This window comes from Alteromonas gilva (genome assembly GCF_028595265.1).
GTDB classification, from domain to species: domain Bacteria; phylum Pseudomonadota; class Gammaproteobacteria; order Enterobacterales; family Alteromonadaceae; genus Alteromonas; species Alteromonas gilva.
Window position 1 is genome coordinate 129426 of the sequence record NZ_JAQQXP010000001.1, and the last position, 19188, is coordinate 148613.

13 protein-coding genes are annotated in these 19188 nt (G+C 50.4%); 11 read left to right on the forward strand and 2 right to left on the reverse strand.

Translation table 11 applies throughout. The features are described 5' to 3' along the window. The first annotated feature begins 60 nt into the window (after positions 1–60). From OIK42_RS00595 to OIK42_RS00620, 6 genes are all read left to right on the forward strand, one after another. Entirely contained in the window at positions 61–1647 is a 1587-nt protein-coding gene (locus OIK42_RS00595) for a rhamnogalacturonan acetylesterase (protein WP_273637616.1), read from the forward strand. Further along, on the forward strand, positions 1644–2492 hold the full coding sequence (locus tag OIK42_RS00600) for a sugar phosphate isomerase/epimerase family protein (RefSeq protein ID WP_273637617.1): 849 nt from the start codon (positions 1644–1646) through the stop codon (positions 2490–2492). The genes OIK42_RS00595 and OIK42_RS00600 overlap by 4 nt, the downstream gene beginning before the upstream one ends. 406 nt (positions 2493–2898) lie before the next feature. Beyond that, positions 2899–5895, forward strand: coding sequence for a TonB-dependent receptor (locus OIK42_RS00605; RefSeq protein ID WP_273637618.1), 2997 nt, complete (start codon positions 2899–2901; stop codon positions 5893–5895). Positions 5896–5971: 76 nt separating this feature from the next. Continuing rightward, on the forward strand, positions 5972–8107 hold the full coding sequence (locus OIK42_RS00610; protein ID WP_273637619.1) for a beta-galactosidase: 2136 nt from the start codon (positions 5972–5974) through the stop codon (positions 8105–8107). A gap of 1 nt (position 8108) precedes the next feature. Next, complete coding sequence (gene rhaM / locus OIK42_RS00615; RefSeq protein ID WP_273637620.1) at positions 8109–8423, forward strand: L-rhamnose mutarotase; 315 nt, start codon at positions 8109–8111, stop codon at positions 8421–8423. 69 nt (positions 8424–8492) lie between these two features. Continuing rightward, positions 8493–8867 (forward strand): hypothetical protein, encoded by a 375-nt coding sequence (locus OIK42_RS00620; protein WP_273637621.1) that lies wholly within the window; start codon positions 8493–8495, stop codon positions 8865–8867. Between the two features lie 15 nt (positions 8868–8882). On the opposite strand, the gene OIK42_RS00625 is transcribed toward OIK42_RS00620, so the two are convergent. Continuing rightward, positions 8883–11012, reverse strand: coding sequence for a hypothetical protein (locus tag OIK42_RS00625; RefSeq protein WP_273637622.1), 2130 nt, complete (start codon positions 11010–11012; stop codon positions 8883–8885). A gap of 413 nt (positions 11013–11425) precedes the next feature. Between OIK42_RS00625 and OIK42_RS00630 the strand changes: the two genes are divergently transcribed. The 3 genes from OIK42_RS00630 (at position 11426) to OIK42_RS00640 (ending at position 13997) form a co-directional block, all read left to right on the forward strand. After that, positions 11426–11671, forward strand: coding sequence for a hypothetical protein (locus OIK42_RS00630; protein ID WP_273637623.1), 246 nt, complete (start codon positions 11426–11428; stop codon positions 11669–11671). A gap of 95 nt (positions 11672–11766) precedes the next feature. After that, positions 11767–13176: a Na+/H+ antiporter NhaC gene (nhaC, locus tag OIK42_RS00635; protein ID WP_273637624.1), complete on the forward strand. Its 1410-nt coding sequence runs from the start codon at positions 11767–11769 to the stop codon at positions 13174–13176. Between the two features lie 182 nt (positions 13177–13358). Further along, complete coding sequence (locus tag OIK42_RS00640; protein ID WP_273641346.1) at positions 13359–13997, forward strand: RpiB/LacA/LacB family sugar-phosphate isomerase; 639 nt, start codon at positions 13359–13361, stop codon at positions 13995–13997. Positions 13998–14058: 61 nt separating this feature from the next. On the opposite strand, the gene OIK42_RS00645 is transcribed toward OIK42_RS00640, so the two are convergent. Continuing rightward, complete coding sequence (locus OIK42_RS00645; RefSeq protein WP_273637625.1) at positions 14059–14853, reverse strand: DUF1961 family protein; 795 nt, start codon at positions 14851–14853, stop codon at positions 14059–14061. A 200-nt stretch (positions 14854–15053) separates the two neighbouring features. On the opposite strand from OIK42_RS00645, the gene OIK42_RS00650 reads away from it, so the two are divergent. Together OIK42_RS00650 and bglB are read left to right on the forward strand one after the other, a co-directional pair. Continuing rightward, positions 15054–17774, forward strand: a complete 2721-nt coding sequence (locus tag OIK42_RS00650) for an exo-rhamnogalacturonan lyase family protein (protein WP_273637626.1) — start codon at positions 15054–15056, stop codon at positions 17772–17774. Between the two features lie 282 nt (positions 17775–18056). Continuing rightward, positions 18057–19163 (forward strand): beta-galactosidase BglB, encoded by a 1107-nt coding sequence (gene bglB, locus OIK42_RS00655; protein WP_273637627.1) that lies wholly within the window; start codon positions 18057–18059, stop codon positions 19161–19163. The last annotated feature ends 25 nt before the right edge of the window (positions 19164–19188 follow it).

Sequence of the window (19188 nt, forward strand, 5' to 3'; positions counted from 1 at the left end):
TCCGCTGACGCTGTCATCTATTTATTTTTTAAACGATGCTCAAACAAAGGATTATATTTTATGAAATGGTTCTCTTCCTATCAGTGGCTGGCAGCGCTGGCCTGCCTGCTTGGTGTGGCAGCGCTGCACGCCAGTGAGCAGGATACACGCCAACCCGCTACCATTTTTATCGCCGGTGACTCCACTGCAGCGACCTATAATAACGCCGACCATCAGGGATGGGGGGCAATGTTCGGCCAGTTTTTCAGTGACGAAGTGACTATTGATAACCGTGCTCGCGGGGGGCGTAGCAGCCGTACGTTTATCACTGAAGGGTTGTGGCAGGAACTTATCAACGATGTGCAGCCGGAGGATATGGTTATTATTCAGTTTGGTCACAACGACGGTAGTCCGGTGAATGACGATCGTCGTGCCCGGGGCACACTGGCTGGTATTGGTGATGACTTTGTCGATATCGAAAACCAACTCACCGGCAAGCAAGAACGTGTATTCTCTTTTGGCCATTATATTCGCCAGATGGTGAATGACGTAAAAGCCAAAGGGGCGACTCCGGTACTGGTCTCGCTCAGTGTGCGTAACCTCTGGCAGCGCAATGGCATGAGTCATCGTATTGAGCGGGGATCCGGTGATTATGGCTACTGGCTTTATCAGCTGGCCTGGGAGTCAGACACCCCATATATCGATTTAACCAATGCCGTTGCCGACGAACTTGAGCGACTTGGTCAGCAAGCCACCGCGTCGCTGTACCCCAAAGATCACACCCACTATAACGACGAAGGCGCCAGGCTCCATGCCAAACATGTGGTGGCCGGGTTAAAAGGAATTAAGCCAGGGCTTGATGAGGCGTTGTTTTCTGAGCAAGGCCAACAAACAGAAGCTTATGACTGGTCGTTTGTGCGCTTGCCGGTCAAGGCGGATAAATTCCGCAAAAGTGTTTTTATGGTGGGGGATTCTACCGTTCGTAATGGCTGGGGTGATGGCCGTGACGGGCAATGGGGCTGGGGCGACTTTATTGATGAGTGGCTGGGCCAGCCACCGCTTAACATTGTTAACCGGGCCGTTGGCGGGCTGAGCTCACGTACTTTTGTGACCCAGGGACACTGGCAGCGCGCATTAAATATGATGAATCCCGGCGATGTGGTGGTTATTCAGTTTGGTCACAACGATGCCGGGGCCCTCAATGACGACAGCCGTGCCCGCGGCACCATTAAAGGCATTGGCCATGAAGAAGTCGTGATCGACAACATGCTGACCGGACAAACCGAAACGGTGCACAGTTATGGTTGGTATTTACGGAAAATGATTGGCGACGCATTATCCCGGGGTGTTACACCGGTTATTTGCTCGCCTGTACCGCGCAAAAAGTGGGATGACAGCGCTACCCGGATCGCCCGTGCGAGTAACAGCTATCCGCAGTGGGCTGAGCACGTTGCGCGTCAGGCGCAGGTGCCGTTTATTGATTTGCATGAGCTGGTTGCCAGCCGCTATGACGCCATGGGGCCGGCTGCCGTAGATGCCATGTTTGCCGACAAACACACTCATACCAGCCTCAGAGGGGCCAAATTCACCGCACAACTGGTTGCAGAGCGTCTGGCCCCCATGCTTGGGCTGAGCGTTGAGGAAACTATCGATGGAGGCAGTCAATGAATGCCATTAATTTAGGGGTCAGAGCACACGATTACGGGCAGGGCACGCCGGCAGAGATCGCCGCCGAAATTGGCCGTTTTCCGGTCAGCTGCGTGCAACTGGCGCTGGCAAAATCCTTTCCGTTTATTAGCGACAGTCCCGGCCAGATTACGCCTGGTTTTGCCAACCACGTGCGTGATGAATTTGGCCGCTACAATATCAATATTGCGGTGCTGGGCTGTTATATTAATCCGATTCATCCCGATCCGGCTGAGCGCGAGCGCTCGCTGCAGCGTTTCGAGGAACACCTGCAGTTTGCCCGTGACTTTGGGTGCTCGATTGTGGGCACCGAAACCGGCTCGCGTAATGCTGACTGCACCTATCATCCGGATAATCACAGCGAGGCCGCGTTTCAGGAGTTGGTTGTAAGCGTGCGCCGACTGGCCGATGTTGCCGAGCGACACGGCGTATTTGTGGGGATTGAGGGGGTTGCTCACCACCATACAATCAATACCTATGAACGCATGGAACGCCTGCTGACATGCGTGGATTCACCCAATGTAAAAGTGATTTACGATCCGGTTAACTTTTTTCCGCTTGATGAGTGTGACGCCCAACAACAGCTAATGGATGAGGCGTTTGCGCGTTTTGGTGACCATATAGTGGCGATTCACTGTAAGGATTTTGTTAACGAAAATGGCGTAAAAACCGGCGATTTACCATCTGGCAGTGGTGAAATGGATCACGCTCATCTGTTTGGCCTTATTCAAAAAAACACGCCGTTTGTGCATGTGATTTTGGAAAGTACCGACCAAAAAAGCGTGACCGGCATTCTCAAACTGCTTAATCAGGCAGCCATGGCCTAGTTGTTAATGGCGTTACCGCGCAGTCAACAGGCCTTGCAAAAAGCTGATAAAGCCGCTTGTGAAAAAGCCAATTGAAGTCAGCTTAAAGCCCGCCCAAATGCGGGCTTTGTGCTGTATAGGCCGGTTTCATCGACCGTGAAAGCCATTTTTGAGGCTGCCATAAGTAGCGCTGCCGCGGCGGTATAAAAGCCAAAAGACGGAGTGAGGCGGTGGTAATTTATCCATATATGAAATTAAATGATTGTTTGTGCGTATTAATGAGTGTTTTTGATGGGAGTGTATTGACGAAGACCAGCATTAGTCACTAGCATGCAGTCAGATGTAAACAAAATATTAAAACAATGTTTACTCGGGTTGGTTGAAAACCAGTCTTTGAATAGCGAACGAGGTTACTATGGAAAACGTCATGGAACGCAACATTACAACAGCCACTCAAGGTACGTTAAGTACGTCGCGCAAATTAATTGCCACCAGTATTTCTACCATTTTATTAACCGGTGCCTGCTTTGCCAGTGCGCCAGTATGGGCACAAGAATCAAATCAGACCGCCAAGCAAGAACAGACGGCCGAAGCAAAAGATAAAGACGCCGAGGGCGACGATACCGAGGTTATCGAAGTCAAAGGTATTCGCTTTAGCCAGCGCAGCGCGTTAGACCGTAAAAAAATGGCCGGTACCATTACCGACTCATTAGTTGCTGAAGATATCGGTATGTTCCCGGATAAAAACGTTGGTGAAGCTCTACAACGTATCCCTGGTGTACAGCTGGACCGTGATTTTGGTGAAGGTCAGGGGATCAGTATCCGCGGCGTTGAGCCGGGCCTGTTGCGCGTTGAAGTAAACAACGTTTCTGCGCAGGGTTTCGGCGGTAGCCGGGCCGTGGATTTTCGTGACATGGCCGCGGAGCTGGTTAAATCGGTTGATGTTATCAAAGGGTCAGAAGCACGCCTTACCGAAGGCGGTATCGGCGGCACCGTACAGGTTAACACTCGCAGACCCAACGAATTTGAAGAAAACTTCCTGTCGGTTAATGCCGAAGGCCAGTTTAACGACCTGATAGACGACCCCAGCAATAAATGGAATGCTACCGGGGTGTACAAATATAACGACGATTTAGGTGTGTTGGTCAACGTTACCGGTTCTACCAAAAATACTATGATCCATGCGTTGCGTAATACCGAGTGGGCGCGCTTTGCCGACTACGACAACTCGCCGGAAAAAACCTTTGAAGATGCAGATTTTGCCAACGTGACCGATAAAGCCGCTTGTGCCGATACCGCTGATCAGGGCGCCTGTGAGCAGCAGTGGTTTGATTTTTCACCGCGGCTGCCACGTTATGGTATCTGGTCTCGTGAAGAAGACCGCTTAAGTGCCAACGTGGTTGTGCAGTATCGCCTAACCGATAACCTGCAAACGCATGCAAGCTACACTCACAACACCCGCGATAAACACGCACTGGATTTAAACCTGCATTTAGAGTCGCAATCTGCTGCGCGCATCGACCCGGATTCGGTGATTGTGGATGACCGTCACAATGTGACCTACTTCGAGACCCGCGCGGCCACAGTCACTAACCGGACTCTGGAATTTGGCTGGGATCAAACCACCGAAATGTATGAGACCGGCTTTGAATACAGCAAGGACGCCTGGAGAGTGGAAGGTCAGGTTGCTTACTCGCGTGCCGAGCAGGATATTGACTCAAGAGATACCCACATTACCGCTAATGGTGTTGCCGGAGTACAGGTTGACCTGGATAGCCGTGGCGCACCGGAGTGGGATTTTAATACCGGCTATTTTCCTAACCCCGATGATCCAACGGACACCTCCGATGGCTTTGATGTTAACGACCCGGCCAGCTATCGCTCCCGTTCACGCTATAAATATGCGCCCGGCCTGGATGAGTCTGACGAGGGCATGGCTAAGCTGGATCTGACCTATATACCGGATTCGGACTTCCTGACGCTCATCAGAGCTGGTGTGCAGGTGCGTAACCAGGGTTTCGAAAATGCTAGCTTCCAGTACAACATCATTCGTGATGTGGGCAGTACCTACGAAAACCCTGAAACCGGCGAAACCATGGAATGGACCATGGAGGATCAAATTGCCCTGATCACCGGCAATACCTTCCAGTCGCCAGACCTGTTTGATGGTTACAGCCTGGGGGTAGACACCATTGGCAATTATCAGGCAGTAGACACCTATCCGTTTATTGATGCTATCCAGGCGGTCTCGAATGACTTTACCTCCCGTCAGGACTTAGACGTGCGCACCGGCAATTACGATGTACAGGTCGATACCCAGGCGATTTACCTGCAAACTAACTTCGAAACCTATATAGGCGGCATGCGCCTGTGGGGTAACGTGGGTGCCCGCTACGTTGAAACGCAAACGGCGTCTAACGGTGACGTATTTGAACGGATTATCGTCGACCAGGTAGATGAAGACGGCAACGTGTTAACCGATCCTGTGACGGGCGAGCCTTTACCAGGTATCGAAGATACCGATCACCCGGATACCTTTAACGGTCGTAAAACGGTTGAAGAAGAGTACAACGACTTTCTGCCAAGCTTAAACGTGAACTTAGCGCTCATTGAAGACGAACTGGTGTTGTACTTTGGTACCGCAAAAGTGATGTCACGACCTAAAATTAACGACCTTAACGTTAACGCCCGCTGTACTATATATCGTACCTCGCGGAACGAGTTGGATGATTTACGTGATATCTGTACTGCAGGTAACCCTGCATTAGAGCCATACCGTGCCAAGCAGTTCGATGTTGCTCTGAACTGGTATCCCAATGAAGACACCATTATAGCCGGTGCCTACTTTGTTAAAGATATCAACAGCTGGGTTATTGACCCGACTACCCGTTTTGATGTGGACTTCTTTAACGACGGACGTTTGTTTGATGTACGCCAAAAAATCAATGGTAGCGGTGTAACCACCAAAGGCTTTGAGCTGCAGGCCTCGACCATCTTTAGCTGGTTGCCAGAACCATTTGACGGCTTCGGCGGCGCGGTTAACTTCACCCATATGACGGCAGATGATGTGGGTTTGTTTAACCAGTTAACCGGTAACGAACTGCCGTTCCCGTCACAATCGGAAAACAGCTACAACGTTACCGCGTTTTACGAAACAGATACCTGGAGCTTCCGTGTCGCCTATAACTACCGCGACGAGTATCTGATTAATCCGGCTGACCGCTCTGGCAACCCGGTTTTTGTTGACGACTCCGGTTATATGGATGCCAAATTCATCTACAACATCACCGAAGACTTCCGCGCCTATGTGGATGGTCGTAACCTCACCGGTGAGGTTAAATCGTATAACGCTGGCCCGCGCCGTTTGTCTGACCTGCAATGGTCTGGCCGCGAGTACTCGGTAGGTGTGATTTACCAGTTCTAGTGATGAACTCTTTTCTTCCGTAATTCAAAACAAGGGCATCTTTGATGCCCTTTTTTCTGTTAATAAAGGATTTACTATGCCTTCATTTTCAAGACGCGATATCTTTAGTCTGGCCACAAAGGGAGCTGCACTGGGTGCCTTCATGGCGCCGGTGTCCCAAAGCGCACTGGCAGCGTCTTCGGCCTCTCAATTACCGTATAAAATTAACCAGCTTATCCACGGCGTGGCCTATTATCCTGAGCTATGGCCGGATGCCGACGTCGACGCCGATATTGCCGAAATGCATTCTTTAGGGATAAACCTGGTGCGCATGGCCGAGTTTGCCTGGTCAACCATGGAAACCACGCCGGGCAATTATGACTTTTCGCTGTTTAAAAACGTGATGGACAAGATGCACGCGGCCGGTATAGCGGTGGTGTTATGTACCCCTACCGCAACGCCCCCTGCGTGGCTTACCCACAATCATCCCGAGCGTTGCCATAAAAACGCCGATGGAACTGTTATGAGTCATGGCGCGCGCCAGCATGCCAGTTATGAGCACCCGGCCGTGCGCAAAGCCTGTTTTAGTATTATTCGCCGGATGTCCCATGAGCTCGGCCGCCACCCGGCATTGATTGGCTGGCAGTTAGATAACGAAATGAAAGCCCATGTGGCAGAAGATTTTAGCGATGCAGCGATCGCCAACTGGCGTAAGTGGCTGAAACAGCGCTTTGGTAGTATCGACAAGCTCAATGAGGCCTGGGGCACCCATATCTGGAGTCAGCATTACAATAATTTTGAACAGGTGCCCGCGCCGGTGACTACGCCGTTTTTGCATAACGCCTCGCTCATCACCGCATATAAACTCTTTTGCCGCGAGAGTGTGGCGGATTTTATGCTGGCGCAGCGTAACGTCATCCGTGAGTTTTCGGATTTGCCGATTACGCACAACGACAATCCGGCATTTAATATTCATCACGAACGCTCTATGCAGGCACTGGATTTTGCCTCCTACGATGCCTATCCCACCGCTGAGCAATGGTCGACGCTGGTGTTTCGTTCTGATTTATATCGCGCTGCCATCCCCGGCCGTCCTTTCTGGCTCATGGAAACCAGTGTGGCCCATAATGGCTGGCTGGGCAATCATCAGCCCATCCACCCGGAAGGCTTTTTAGCGGCCGAGGCCAGTTTGATTTATGCCCTCGGCGGAGAAGGGTTTTGTTACTGGTTATGGCGTCAGCAACGCACTGGCGCAGAGTTACCCCACAGCGCCGTAAAAAGTGCCTGGAACGCACCATCGATTGGCTATAACGAAGTTAAAAAAGTCAGTGAAGCTAAACAGCAACTTGAACCAACATTACTCAATTCAACGCTGATAACACCCGAAGTGGCCGTGACCTATTCCGACCATGCCAGAGCCATGTTAGAAACCGAGTCACTGGATAAGCGTTCGGGTTTTCCTGCTCGCTATCGGGGCATCATTGAAATGTGGCATAAACAGGTGCTGGATTCAGGCTTGCATCGCGAGGCCCGCTTTGAGGGCGCCTCCTTAGACGGCTTAAAGCTGTTGATCACCCCGGCTATGCCTTATGTGAGTGAGGCATTCTTAATCCGAGCGCAGGACTTTATGCAGCGCGGCGGGATTTGGATTGCCGGGCCGGTTACCGGTACGCGCGGTAAAGAACACACCGTACCGGTAGAGGCAGGTCTTGGCTTACTGGAGAAAATGGCCGGTGTGAGCACCCAGTATGTATTACCACTTACCGGCACTGATGCCAAGGGTGAATTACTGGGAGTGGAAAGTGAGCTGAGCGGTTGGTGCGCCGCGGTAAAAGCGAAAGCAGGCACGAATGTTGTGGGCACCATCACCAAAGGCCGGGCCAAAGGGCTGGCCTTTGCCACCGAGCGCCCGATAGGCAAAGGTAAGCTGGTATTGCTAGGCGCGCATCCCCACGGGGATAACAGCGTTGCAATGCTTAACCGGCTCATTGGGCATTATGCCCAACAAGCCGGGGTAACAATGCGCTTTGATGTACCTGAGGGTGTGGTAGTCGTGCCGCGAAAAAACACGCAGGGTAAACTGCTGTGGATAGTGCTTAATATGCTCAATGAGACTAAAACCGTTTCGTTACCCAATGGCGCGACCGATATGCTCAGCGGCAAAACATTGGCCGGTACCACTGAGCTTGACCCCTATGCCCGATTAATAGTTAACACCAATCAAGAGGTTTAAAATGGAGAAGATCGCTTTTGTCATGCAACTTAACCCTGGCTGTGAAGAAGAGTACGAACGTCGTCACGATGAGATTTGGCCAGAGCTGGTGACCGAACTTAAAGCAGCGGGCGTAGAGGATTACTCCATTTTTTTACATCCCGATACGCTACAGCTATTTGCAGTGTTATGGCGCAGTAGCGAACACACTATGGATGATTTACCTGCCAAAGCGATCATGCAGAAGTGGTGGGCGTATATGGGCGATATTATGGCCCACAACAGTGATAACAGCCCGGTAACGCAGCCACTGCAACAGGTATTTCATTTACCCTGACAGGGTTGTTTAAAAATAACCGCTTGGCGCTACACTCCTTATAACCCGAACGTTCATAAGGAGTGTGGCATGTTTAACCCTTTCGCCCTTCCCCCATTTGCCTGGAATATGCCGTTAAGCGGTGATGTAAAAGATATTTCGCCGGTGACCAGTTGGTTTTCACCCCAGTACGACATTAATATCGCGGGTAATGCCGCACTGGAAAAGCAAGTGATCACCAAGGTTGCCAGCTACGGTAAGCAACTGGGTAAACTCACCAATGCTGTACTGGAAATCGCCGATGGTAAGCCCGGTGATGCCGTGAATGCCTTACGTGCTATGGCCGACGAGATTGCAGCGATTAAAAACAAAACGCTGGTGGATGCAATAGAAGCTGATTTAGCCAAACTGAAAAGCCAGGATAAAGCGGCTTACGAAGCGTTATTAAAACGCCTCTATGATTGACCGTTCAGAACACGGTTAATGCAAACTCAGTTCTTCACGCAGTTTGGTTCTTTCCTGCTCTATAGAGCTTAGTAGTTGCTGTACTACGGGTTGGTCTGCGATGTCTCTATACAGGTAGCGTGTTGGTTCAAGATGCCTCCAGGCAAATTCGGATCTATCGGGGTAGTTATTCAGTATCCGCTGTGCGGTATCAAACCGCCTGGTTGTTAGATTCAGCGCAAACTCGTACTTCGAAAGCCCATAAAATACATATTCTCGCGGATACAGGTGTTTATATTCCTCCAGTAGTCGCAAAGCCTCGTTGGCAATTGAGATAGCTTTTTGGTGTTCGCCTAACTTATATAAGATCTCTACATAACTGTATAAATTATATAATTGTTCAATTGAAACGTCAGGAGGTGTAAGACCAGCAAGATGTTGGCGAAATTGAGCCAGTTTTTCCTGTTTTTGCGCCATATCAAAAAGCGCCAGTGCATCGTCGATATAAATAGCAAAATAATTATTCTGCGCCAATGCTTGCCACAGTTCACCCCAGTTTTTTTCAGGTAGTTCAATGTCAGTAAAGTAGCTGGCGGTGTATGTATAGGTTGCCCAATATCCGTGGCTGGACAAGTCAATATCGTCAAGGACTGCTTTGCTATCATTAGTAGCGCCGAGTACCTGAAGGAGATAATAGTACCAAAATGCATTTCGCTGATTTGGGTTTTCACGGTAACGTTTCTCTACGGATTTATAGGTTTGCATAGGATCAACGTACTCCATATACCGCTCGACATTTTCCGTGGTAACAGTGGACTTATACCGCTCAGCGTCTTCTGGGGCGGAGCAGGCCAGCGTAAAGTAACGAAGGCGGTTCTTGTATTTGTCTTCCAGGCCTTCAAGTTCCAGACTGTTATAAAAGCCATCAAGCTCTACACAAGGCGTTTTTTTCACTATCAGGTTAGTGAAATATGCATGAATAAAATAGAAATCATAAGGGTAAACACGGATCGCTTTTTGATAAATTCGTAGTGCTTTATCAGTTAATTGTGAATAGTCATCATAAGTTACAGCAAGTGTGTATAAAGCGTCACGGTTAAGCGGGTCCAGTTCTAATGCCGCCTCAGCTAACGCAATAGTTTCAGCTTCATTCAGACTAACATTTTCAGTCATTGAGACTTCCATCGTGGCAACATAGGCGCTTAAGCCCAGAATGGCAGAGATATCGGGATATTTTGCCAGCAAAGGATCCAATATGTGCTTGGCCTGGTTAATAGAATCTGTGGTTAGCTTATGTGTTAATGCCCTCGCCCTGACGAGTTGTTCAACTTCTACATAATTTAATTGGTTCAATGCCGTCGCATAACGATCATTTTGGTGTACCACATTCAGTTTTAATGCTGCCGCCACCTGATCGCTGACGTCTTCCTGTAAGGCAAATACGTTTTCTAACTTACGATCAAAATTGTCGGAAAAGAGGTGTGCGCCGGTGGCGGCATCAATAAGCTGTACGGTAATGCGCAAATTCTGCTGGCTTTTGCGCACACTGCCCTCAATAACGTAGTCAGCGCCTAATTCTTTGGCGATAACTTTAAGATCTTTTTGTACGCCTTTGTAGGCAAAGCTGGAGGTGCGGCCGAGCACTTTGAGCTCAGGAATACGCACCAGGGTATTGAGTAATTCTTCGGTTAAACCATCTACAAAGATTTCCTGATCCGGCTCGGTGCTTAAATTTAAAAAGGGCAGCACGGCGAGGACTTTCACTTTTTGCTCTTCTTCAGCTTCCACCACTTCTATTGCCTTTACAATAGCAGGTGAAGAAGATAACCAAAGTTTATCAACTGCCACATACACCACCAGCACAACGATGAGCGCTACCAGCACATGGTTTATTTTATGGCCGGTCTGCCTGGCAATGGATTCCTCTTCGCTTACCTCTCTGGTGGCGCGAATGCCCTCGGGGGTGAGCTCAAAGGCCCAGGCAAAAATGCATACAAACGGAAAGCCTATAATGAGCGCGACGGTGACAACGGTACCGAATACCGAAGGTAAACTCAGGTAAGGAGAGACAACCGCGATAATTTGCAGAATTAACCATGCCGTTACCAGATACACACTGGCAACTTTGACTACGTTCCGTCGTTTTAGCTCTGCTATGAAAAACATTCAGGTTCCATGCAATGGTTAAATTATAATCAGTTTTAACATTATCTTACATCGGGAGGTTTGCAAAGGAGTAAATCCTTAATAGGGAGCGGGGCGTGAGTTAAGCCAAAGTCGTGTTGTGTTCAGCACCACCTGGTTGCCTGCTATGCGTTTTTTTGTTCAAAAAAAGCAATCAACGCAATCAGGTTTAACCGTTTTTCGTGCGTGACAGTAAGGGTCATACTACCAAATATGAAAACAGCCAAGCAGAGACACCAATGAACCAGATCATCAAACAGCTATTAAATCGTAAGTCTGCCCCCATGCCTGAGCCTGCGCCAGATTGTAACTTTACCAATAACTATTACGGTGACCAGCTCTGTCGAAACGTGCCACCATTAGCTGCGCGCGCGATAAGATAACAGGAGGCGATAATGCTGCTTATCATAGTCACCGCGACTTTGTGTTGTATACCGCTGTGTTTACTGGCCCGGGTGAATCAAAAAGAGCGGTATCGCCTTTATTATGGCGCTGCCCGGCGCGGTGATTTGGCGATGCTTCGCTATTTTAACTATACCGGCTACGCCAAACACTTTAATCATCACCAGCACCAGTCTGTGATCAGCGTTGCCAGACAATGTCAGCAGCACGATGTTGTTGAGTATTTGACCAGGCAGTAAAAACTGCCTTTACTTTGGCTACCTGCTATGGGATAAAAAGTATACAGAATACCATCTTCGTGCGCTTCGCACGTGACAAGCAATGGATGCGCCCTATGCAGCAAAAGCGGCTCCCCTCGTTAAGCGAAATTTTAATCCTCACTGTTTTATTGTTAGGCATTATCTTTATCTGCGTGCATAGCCTTGGCCTGCCTATTCAACTGGCATTTATTGCCTGTTGGTTTGTGGTGATGGGGTTTGGTAAATATTTGGGCTATGCGTACCACCATCTGCAAAATGGGGCCATCGCCGGGGTGAATCAGGGGATGGATGCCATTTTAATACTGATCGCAGTAGGGGCACTCATTGGTAGCTGGATGGCGGGCGGTATTGTGCCTAATATCATCCATCTTGGTTTATCGGTAATGGATCCGGCGCTTTTCCTGCCGGCAGCGTTTATCATTTGTGCGATTACCTCACTGGCCACGGGTACCTCATTTGGCACGGCGGGTACCGCGGGTATCGCCATGATGGGTATTGGCGCCGGGTTTGAATTACCGCTCGCGCTGGTGGCGGGCGTGGTGATATCCGGTGCCTATGTGGGCGATAAGCTCTCGCCGCTGTCTGATACCACGGTGATGGCGGCCTCCATGTGTCAGGTAAACCTGATCGCGCATATTAAATCGATGCTTTATGTCAGCGTACCTGCCTGCGTGATTGCCTGCCTGGCATTTCTGCTGGTGGGGTTAGGCTTTGAGCACGATGGCAACACCGGCACAGCGCAGCAGGTGATGGCCGCGATTGCCACGCATTACAGTATTGGCTGGTACATGCTGTTGCCCGCGTTAGTGGTGATTGGTTTGCTGATGTTACGCCTGCCCTCCTTTCCGGTAATTTGCTTTGGTGCCCTGCTGGGTGTGGTGTGGGCAGTGGTGTTTGAGCAAACACCACTGGTTAGCGCCCTGGATGCGCTCTATAACGGTAATTTCATCAACACCGACGTGGAATTTTTACAAATTTTGCTCAATCGTGGTGGCATTGTGTCGATGTTGTCTGTGATATTGCTGGTGATCCTGGCGTTAGGCTTGGGCGGCCTGATGGCGTCGGTGGGTGTGCTGACGACGGTATGCAATGCGCTGCAAAACTGGGCGACCAATACTGGCCGGCTGGGATTATCGACGATGTTGTGCGGTGTGTTGGGCAATGCGCTGGGCGGTGCGGCCTATGTGTCTATTATGACGGCCAGCACTATTACCGGGCGTAACTATGAACAGCTCGGTATCGACAAACGGGTATTGTCGCGCAATGTGGAATGCGGCGGCACGGTCACCACCCCAATGATCCCCTGGAGTGATGGCGGCATATTTATGGCGACCACGCTGGGGGTGAGCACGCTCTCCTATTTGCCCTTTATGTGGTATCACTGGCTGGTACTGGCGATTGCCGGGCTGTATAGCTACGCCGGCTGGTTTCATTATGCGCCGTTACCAAAAGTGGGCGAGCAACACTCTGCACAACAGTCTTAGCTGACTTTTACAGACCAGGGGTAATACCCTGTCAGAACGCCACTTTGGCGGTGATAACCGGGCTAAGATGCCGCCAATATTCACATATGAACTTAAAAGTCGTTAAAGACCGCCCTGAATGTCCTTTGCTGAGCATTAATGTTAGCGTCACAGATTTAAAGCTACACAAGATTGGGGTTGTCATGAAAATAGCGTTGATGATGGAAAATAGCCAGGCGTCAAAAAATTCAATAGTGCTTAACGAACTGCAAAGCGTTGCAGATGGCCTGGGCCATGAGGTCTATAACGTGGGAATGAACAGTGAAGACGATCATCATCTTACTTATGTTCACTTAGGCATAATGGCCGGTGCGTTACTAAATTCTAAGGCCGTCGATTTTGTGTTTGCTGGCTGCGGTACGGGTCAGGGAGCGCTGATGTCGCTTAATGCTCAGCCTGGCGTGTATTGCGGATACTGTATCGATCCGTCCGATGCGTTTTTGTTTAATCAGGTAAACAATGGCAATGCACTCGCCCTGCCATTTGCCAAAGGCTTCGGTTGGGGCGCTGAACTCAACGCCCGGTATATTTTTGAAAAGTCGCTGACCGGTGGACGGGGCGAAGGCTATCCTGTGGAACGGCGCGAACCACAGGTTAAAAATGCAGCCATTCTTGCCGACTTAAAAACCGCGTTAGCAGAAGACAGCTTTGTTGATACGCTGCGTAAAATTGATCAGGAACTGGTTAAAGTCGCCTTTACCGGCGAACGTTTTCAGCGCTGCCTGTTCGATAACAGTCAGGATGACGCGTTAAATCAATACGTTAAAAGTATTGTCGCGTAAACCTTTACCGCGGGCGCGTTGACGCCCGCTATGTATTTAAATACCTCTGGACCTGTAACGGTTAATCAATTGCCCAGACGTTGAAATTACGATACTGAAAGTGGGTCCATTTCATTTGCCTGAAACCGATGCGGCCGCTGGTATAGGGGGCGCCGGTATCTACCCCGTTTATGACCGGTTGGTCGTCGGTGTAATCAATCACTTTGTCGCCATCCACAAACAGCTGAATATGGTTATGGTGTTTCACCAGCCGAATTTGATGCACCTGATCTGAATAGGTCGGGATCCCGACTTTTCCCTCTTGTAACAAGGTAAAGGTGTTATTTTTGCGCAAATTTGCATGGCCACGATCAGGGTTATGTGCGGCATTAGCGTAATAAGAAATGTGATAACTGTTAATGCTGCCTTCGGTGTACTGACTAAAGGTACCATCACGGGCCGGCAACGACGGGTCAAAGATACTTTCGCCATTGGCCCCTTTTGCCGCAAAAAACACAATGGTCAGCCCGGCATCTGTTTTCAAAGGTTGCGCTTGCCACTCTGCAATAAAATTATCCGGAAACTCCTCGGGGCACCAAAACACATGGTGCATGGTTTCATTGGGCGAAGACATTTGCATCCAGCCGTCGTCGAAGGTCAGTATACCAGGCCCTTCCATTACCCAGTCAGAGACGTCCTCGGCACTGGCCATTGCGTTGCTGTAGAGCAACATGCCTTTGCTCACCGCTGCGCTCGGTGACGGCTCGGAAGACGTCATATCAGGTGGGGGATTGGGTGATGCAAGCCGCTCAGTACAGCCGCTAAACACACTAAGGAATAACACACAAAACAGTAAATGCAGACAACGTTTGTTCATTGCTTAAGTCCTTCATGGTGGATCAGGATAGCACTGTGAGTCAGTTTCATATGTGAATCAATTAATGCGATAGTTTTCGGCTTATTTATCGCAATTTGATTCTTTTATGGTACAAACTAATCATAAATTAACAAAATGTTAAAGAAATCGCTCAATTTCGTGCAAGCATTGAGCGAAATTAGCAAGCGTTGGAGTATATGATGGACAGACGCACTTTTTTAAAACAGGGCAGCATGGCAGCGTCGTTGCCCCTGGCATTATCGGCAAGCGGTTGCGCCACCACAGCCAGTAAGGTGGCTGAAACACCCAAAGTAAAACGCGTTCCGGGCACATTAAGTTGGGTAGACGGCAACGCGCCAGATTATCAAAGTGGTGCTACCTGGGGCTACCCTTGGAAACAAGGCGAGCGCCAGCCATCTGATGCCCTCAAACTCATCGCTGAAAACGGTACTGCAATTCCACTGCAAAGCTGGCCAACCGCCTACTGGCCGGATGGCAGCGTAAAGTGGACAGCCCATGCGATCCCTGCCGGTGCTCAGCCCGGCAATCATTTTAAAATACTGGCCGGGAAAGGCCCGCAACCTGCCGCTGCTACCACTGTGACCGAAAAGTCCGATCATTTTGTATTGGATACCGGTGTGGTGCAGGTGCACATAGGTAAGCAGGGGCGCGATCTTATTCAACAAATGCGCCGCAACGGTAAAACCATTGGTCAATCGGCGCGCCTGGTTGGCCTGGTGCAGGATGCACCGGTTAACGAACCTGAGCAACCGGCGGCGGTAACCGCCTTCGAGTCAAATATTGAGAGCGTGACGGTTGAGCAAAGTGGCCCGGTACGCAGTGTGGTAAAAATAGAAGGTAAACACAAACTGCCCAACGGGCGCAGCTGGCTCCCCTTCGCACTGCGTGTCTATGGTTATGCTGGCGGCGAATCAATCAGGTTGAGTCATACGTTCATTTACGACGGCGATGATCAAAGCGATTTTATTCGCGGTTTAGGCTTGCGCTTTAACGTAGTTCAGCGTGATGAGTTATATAACCGACATATACGCTTCGTGGGTCAGGATGATGGCCTGTGGGGAGAGGGTGTGAAAGGCATAACCGGCCTGCGACGCGATCCGGGCCAGGCCGTGCGCGATGCACAAATTGCCGGCGTGGCAACCCCGCCATTAAGTGAATGGGATGAGCGGGTAAGCAGTCGCATGCACTGGATTCCGGTGTGGAACGATTTTACCCTGTCGCAGCTGTCGGCCAATGGCTTTGCCATTAAAAAGCGTACCAAGCCCGGTCACGCTTGGATTGACTCAGACCAGGGTCATCGCGCTTCAGGCGTGAGTTATCTTGGCGGCGCATCGGGTGGCATTGTGTTTGGCATGCGGGATTTCTGGCAGTTACATCCGGTCCAGGTCGACATTCGCAATGCCGGCGCCGAACTGGCTGAGGCAACCCTTTGGTTCTACTCACCTGAAGCCCCTGCCATGGATGTTCGCTTTTACCACGATGGCATGGGCCAGGACACCTATGATGAGCAGCTCGATGCGCTGAATATTATCTACGAAGACTACGAGCCTGGATTCGGTTCTGCCTATGGCGTCGCGCGTACCACCGATTTTACCTTAGGCATTATGGATGCAACGCCCAGTCGCCAGAAAACCGTGGAGATGGCCAGTAGCATCGCGCATCCGCCACAAGTTGTAGCGGCACCGGCAGATTATCTGGCAACCAATGTGTTTGGTGGATTATGGACACTGCCTGACCGCTCAACGCCGGCTAAAGCGGGTATTGAGGACCGGCTCGACTTTCAGGTGAAGTATTATTGCAGCCAGGTGGAGCAGCGCCATTGGTATGGCTTCTGGAACTTCGGTGATGTCATGCACACCTACGATGTCGACCGCCATGTGTGGCGCTACGATATTGGCGGTTACGCCTGGGACAACTCAGAGTTGTCGCCGGATTTATGGCTGTGGTATTCATTTTTACGCAGTGGTGATCCCACCACATTCCACCTGGCAGAAAACATGACCCGGCATAATCGCGATGTGGATATTTACCACGCTGGTCGCTTTAAGGGCCTCGGTACCCGTCACAACGTGCAGCACTGGGGCTGCAGTGCCAAGCAATTGCGGATCAGTACCGCTGCCTACCGCCGTTTTCATTACTACATTACCGGTGACGACCGCACCGGCGATGTACTGAACGAGGTGATAAATGCCGACAAGGCCCTCGGTGAGCTTAACCCGACTCGCAAAGTGGCGCGCCAGAATCCCATGCCCGGTATGGCTAAAATTAGTGCCGGTACTGACTGGAGTGCCACGGCATCTAACTGGCTGACCGCCTGGGAGCGCACCGGTGATGACAAATACCGCGATCGTCTGCTAGATGCCATGCGAGTGATTGGCGAGCATCCGCTGGGCTTTTTCGCCGGCGCTTTTGGCTATGACGTCGACAAACAAAAATTGTTGCCTTATGACGATGTCGAGCCGGGGATCTCCCACTTAAGCGCGGTTTTTGGCTTAATTGAAGTGAATACCGAGCTGAACCAGCTACTGGATGTGCCTGCGTATAAGGCGGCCTGGCTTGAATACGGTCGCTTATATAATGCCGACAAGGCCACTCAGGAGGCGGCGCTGGGTATGTCTAAGCGGCCCAATCTGTCGGCCGCGCACTCACGACTAACCGCCTATACCGCTAAAGAGACGGGTAATTCGGCACTGGCCAAGCGGGCCTGGCAGGAGTTTGGCCGTACCCAGGAGTTCGCTGGCAAAATTGGCCAGCAGGACCGCCTCAGTACCACCCACGTTACCGGGCCGGATGTACTGAACCCAATCGATGAAGCGCCCTGGGTGTCAACAAATGATGCCTCGCAGTGGGGACTCGCCGCCATTCAAAACCTGGCGCTGGTCCCCGACGCCCTCGACTAGTCCGCTAAGATGAGCCGAACCGCCGCGAGGTGGTTCGGCTCATAAATCATAACGTGTTGAATTTACGCGCTATGCTTATCGGTAGGCTTCATATTTGAAAGTCTATTTCGCATTTGAAACAAAAACGTTAATTCGCGTTAATAGTATGTAAATTGATGTACAGTGACGTCAATTATTTAGCGCAATTTTATTTAAAACCGTTGGCGACAGTCGCTTTTTTTCTATGTGTTTAGGCCCCTCGCCCGGTTTATTTTGAAACCAATAAAAGTAGAAGGATTTAACATGCCTGCAATTGCTCACGACATTGACTATGCCACCGTCACAAAAAGCATTGATAAGCTCATTGATAATCTGGTCAACATTACTGACGATACTGGCGAGTTTCTGCTTAAGTTAGATGATGGCCGGGTTATCGACACCAAGGGCTGGAACGACTGGGAGTGGACACACGGCATTGGCCTTTACGGATTGCTGAAATACTGGGATATCACCGGCGACGAAAAAGCCAGGGTGATTATTGAAGAGTGGTTTGCCAATCGCTTCGCCGAAGGCACACCCACCAAAAACGTTAACACTATGTCGCCGTTCTTAACTCTGGCCTATATGCAGGAACGCAGCGGTAACCGCAGCTACCTGCCCTACCTCGATGTATGGGCTGAGTGGATCATGGATGGTATTCCACGTACCGAAGAAAATGGCATTCAGCATATTGTGTTTAACTCAGAAAACTATCAGCAGCTGTGGGACGACACGCTGATGATGTCGGTTATGCCGCTGGCTAAAATTGGCTTGCTGCTCAATCGCCCGCACTATGTAGAAGAAGCCAAGCGCCAGTTTATGCTGCACATAAAATACCTGGCTGACCGTAAGACCGGTTTATGGTTTCACGGCTGGACCTTCGATGGTCGTCATAATTTTGCCGATGCCCTGTGGGCTCGCGGTAATTGCTGGGTAACCATTGCCATTCCTGAATTCATTGAATTGCTCGACCTGCCGGAAACCGACGGCCTGCGTATGTTCCTGATTGAAACGCTGGAAGCGCAGGTAAAAGCGCTGGTGAAAACGCAGCACGAGGATGGCCTGTGGCACACTCTGTTGGACGATCCTGACTCGTACCTTGAAGCCTCGGCCGCCGCCGGATTTGCCTATGGCATCTTAAAAGCGGTGCGCAAAGGTTACATCAGCGCCGAGTACCAGCCCTGTGCTATCAAAGCCATTAAAGCAGTACTGGCAAACATCGACGACAGTGGCGAACTTCAGCAGGTGTCCTTTGGCACGCCGGTCTTTGACGACCTGCAGGGCTATCGCGATATTCCGCTGACCTCTATGCCCTACGGGCAATCGATGGCTATTTTTGCCCTCGTTGAATTTATGAATAGCTACATCTAATCAGTATTTAATCTGTTAACTGGGA

Coding starts and splice junctions, on each gene's coding strand:
- OIK42_RS00605 (WP_273637618.1), top strand. CDS start 2,899: ATGGAACGCAACATTACAACAGCCACTCAAGGTACGTTAAGTACGTCG.
- OIK42_RS00600 (WP_273637617.1), top strand. CDS start 1,644: ATGAATGCCATTAATTTAGGGGTCAGAGCACACGATTACGGGCAGGGC.
- OIK42_RS00620 (WP_273637621.1), top strand. CDS start 8,493: ATGTTTAACCCTTTCGCCCTTCCCCCATTTGCCTGGAATATGCCGTTA.
- OIK42_RS00650 (WP_273637626.1), top strand. CDS start 15,054: ATGGACAGACGCACTTTTTTAAAACAGGGCAGCATGGCAGCGTCGTTG.
- OIK42_RS00625 (WP_273637622.1), bottom strand. CDS start 11,012: ATGTTTTTCATAGCAGAGCTAAAACGACGGAACGTAGTCAAAGTTGCC.
- OIK42_RS00610 (WP_273637619.1), top strand. CDS start 5,972: ATGCCTTCATTTTCAAGACGCGATATCTTTAGTCTGGCCACAAAGGGA.
- OIK42_RS00640 (WP_273641346.1), top strand. CDS start 13,359: ATGAAAATAGCGTTGATGATGGAAAATAGCCAGGCGTCAAAAAATTCA.
- rhaM (WP_273637620.1), top strand. CDS start 8,109: ATGGAGAAGATCGCTTTTGTCATGCAACTTAACCCTGGCTGTGAAGAA.
- OIK42_RS00645 (WP_273637625.1), bottom strand. CDS start 14,853: ATGAACAAACGTTGTCTGCATTTACTGTTTTGTGTGTTATTCCTTAGT.
- nhaC (WP_273637624.1), top strand. CDS start 11,767: ATGCAGCAAAAGCGGCTCCCCTCGTTAAGCGAAATTTTAATCCTCACT.
- OIK42_RS00630 (WP_273637623.1), top strand. CDS start 11,426: ATGCTGCTTATCATAGTCACCGCGACTTTGTGTTGTATACCGCTGTGT.
- bglB (WP_273637627.1), top strand. CDS start 18,057: ATGCCTGCAATTGCTCACGACATTGACTATGCCACCGTCACAAAAAGC.
- OIK42_RS00595 (WP_273637616.1), top strand. CDS start 61: ATGAAATGGTTCTCTTCCTATCAGTGGCTGGCAGCGCTGGCCTGCCTG.